The sequence below is a fragment of the Halorubrum sp. AJ67 genome, assembly GCF_000513435.1.
On the sequence record NZ_CBVY010000018.1, the window covers coordinates 53415 to 55897 of the forward strand.

The 2483-nt window shown below is 71.2% G+C and carries 2 protein-coding genes and 2 pseudogenes; 3 read left to right on the plus strand and 1 reads right to left on the minus strand.

Features of this window, described 5'->3' with window-relative positions:
• Both BN903_RS17595 and BN903_RS12820 read left to right on the plus strand, forming a co-directional pair.
• A pseudogene (locus BN903_RS17595) lies at positions 1–292 on the plus strand (hypothetical protein); the annotation flags it as partial.
• 99 nt (positions 293–391) lie between these two features.
• Positions 392–610, plus strand: coding sequence for a hypothetical protein (locus tag BN903_RS12820; RefSeq protein ID WP_048078117.1), 219 nt, complete (start codon positions 392–394; stop codon positions 608–610).
• Positions 611–1007: 397 nt separating this feature from the next.
• On the opposite strand, the gene BN903_RS12825 is transcribed toward BN903_RS12820, so the two are convergent.
• Positions 1008–2003, minus strand: a complete 996-nt coding sequence (locus BN903_RS12825; RefSeq protein ID WP_228841105.1) for a glycosyltransferase family 2 protein — start codon at positions 2001–2003, stop codon at positions 1008–1010.
• Positions 2004–2282: 279 nt separating this feature from the next.
• On the opposite strand from BN903_RS12825, the pseudogene BN903_RS17600 reads away from it, so the two are divergent.
• A pseudogene (locus BN903_RS17600) lies at positions 2283–2483 on the plus strand (gfo/Idh/MocA family oxidoreductase); the annotation flags it as partial.

A 2483-nucleotide genomic window follows, 5' to 3' on the forward strand; every position in this document is an offset into this window, starting at 1 on the left:
CCCGGTCGTTCGGGTCGACGGCGACCCCGTCGATCCCGGGACGCTCGGAACGGAGCACGACCTGCCGCACGAGCTCGTCGTCGTCGGCGACGGCGTCGAGGCGAGCTACCTCGTCGAGACGACCGGGTCGATCGCGAAACGCGACGGGCCGTGGGGAGCCGAGGCGGCGGACGACGCGGACGGTGCCGTCGCCAGCGGCACGGTCGCTGACGACCGCGACACGTTCGGCTTCTCCGGGGACATCGCGCGGCTACGGCTGGACGGCGACGCCTCGCTCACCTTCCGGAGGTAGACCGATGGCGTCACACCAGTGCCGTCCGTCGGTCGCTCGGCGTCTCGGCGGGTCCGCTGCGAGAGCCGTGAGCGGACCGGACCGCCGAGGGAGAGAGCCGTGACCCGGAGCTCGCTCGACGGGGAGTGGGAGGGTCAGCCCGACGATCCGGCCGGGGACGACCTCGGCTACGACCTCGACGAGTGGGAGCGGATCCGGGCGGCGGGAGTCGACTCCGACAAGTTCCTCTACCTCCCCGGCGACGACGACCTGCTCCGCGAGGAGGCGTTCGTCGTGGTCGCGCCGGCGGACGTCGCGGACCTGGTCGACAACCGGTAGACCGGAGCCGCGGCCGAGCCGGCGAACGCTCGGCGTTTCGGGCCGAACACGGCCGAAACGGGTAAGCCGTTGACGCTCGAACGCCGAAGGGATGAAAGAGCCTGCCGACTCGGCGAGGAAGGCCGCGGAGTACCGACACGACGACGGGTCCGTGGAGATCGTGTTCGCCGTCGACGGCGGGCGCGTGCTGACCGTCCGCGAGTACCCGGACGAGGAGACGTTCGAGGCGGCGACGAGGGGGCCGAGTACACCGGCCAACACGAGGGCGTCTCCGACCTCCCGGGCGTCGAGGCGTTCCGGGACGACGACTCGTAGGGGGGAGTCCCGCCGAGCCGCGTTCGACTCGTTCTCGGTGCGGACCGCCCGACCGGCGATACGTGTCCGCGGACCGATTCCGTCAGTCGGCGTCGGCGCTCGTCTCCGTCGGCGAGGCCAGTTCGAGGAGCTGGCCGTACGCCTTCGCCAGCGACTCGACGTAGCTCACGACGAGGAAGACGAGCTTCTTGCGGGCGGACAGCTCCGCCCAGCCGCGCACCGCCCGCCGCATGAAGCTCGGGCGCGGCGGCAGGAACGCGGCGGGGTTGAGCGCGGAGAGGACCGGCGAGCCGTAGCGGTCGGGGTAGTGCCGCCGGAGTTGGGTCTTCCCGCGTCCGACTCGTCTGGACTTACCGAGGAGCGCGCCGAGCGTCGTCCGCGTCGGGTGGTACATGACGACGTCCGCGGCGTATTCGAGGTCGCGACCGCTCGCCGCGACGCGGTTCCCGAACTCCATGTCCCCGCCGGACCGGAGGCGCGGGTCGAAGCCGCCCACCTCCGCGAGGAGCGCCCGACGGACGACCAGACAGCAGGTCGGCGCGAACGAGAGCTCGTCGACCAGCCGCTCGACGTGGAGGTCCTCGCGCCGGTTGTACTCGGCCACCGCTCCCTCGTCGCCGGTCGTGAACAGCCGGACGTCGCAGGCGAGGTATTCCGCGTCCGTCCGCGCCATCCGCCGCGCCACCGCCTCGATCCAACCGGGGTCGACGACCATGTCGGCGTCGACGAAGGCGATCACGTCTCCCGTCGTCGCTCTGATTCCCGCGTTTCGGGCGGCGTACGACCCCTGTACGTCGTCTTCGACGATCAGACGGAGGCCGTCGAACGCGCCGAGGAACTCGCGGACGACGTCCCGCGTCTCGTCCGTCGACCCGTTGTCCGCGACGATCACCTCGTACCGGTCTGCGGGGAACGACTGCCTGCGGAGCGAGTCGAGCGTCGCTTCGATCCCGTCCGGGTCGTTGTAGACGGGGATCACGACCGAGACGAACGGGAGTTCGTCGCCCTCGGCGTCCGCGGTGTCTCCCGCGTCGGAGGGGCGGCGATCGGCGGTCGACGGGCTCGGTTGGGGAGTCACACCGAGTGTGTCCGCGACGACGCACATTGTTATAGGAGCCGTACCGGCGGTGCGCCCGCCGGATCGATGTGCTGACATGTGGTTCGTTTCGCGCGCGCTCGCGCGAGCGCTGACCCGACGCGGTCCGCGATTCGTGCGGTTCGGTACGGATCGACCGGGTTCGATGCGGCCAGGGGCCCTCCGAGGGTGCCGGCCCGGAGCGCCCGGAGGGTGCCGGTGCGGGCCGAGCGGGGTAGGCGGTCTATACTCTTTGGGCGGCGGCGGCGTTCTCCGGCCGAAATGGTTTACGACGTCGCGGTCATCGGCACAGGTCCGGACCCCTCTGACCCCGGTCGAGACGGCTACGCGATGGGGTATCGTCACGGGCGCGCCTACGCGAACAACGCGGAGTGCGAGCTCGTCGCGTGCGCGGACATCGTCCCCGAGAACGGCGAGGCGTTCGCCCGGACGTTCGACCTCGGCGCGGACGCCGTCTACGAG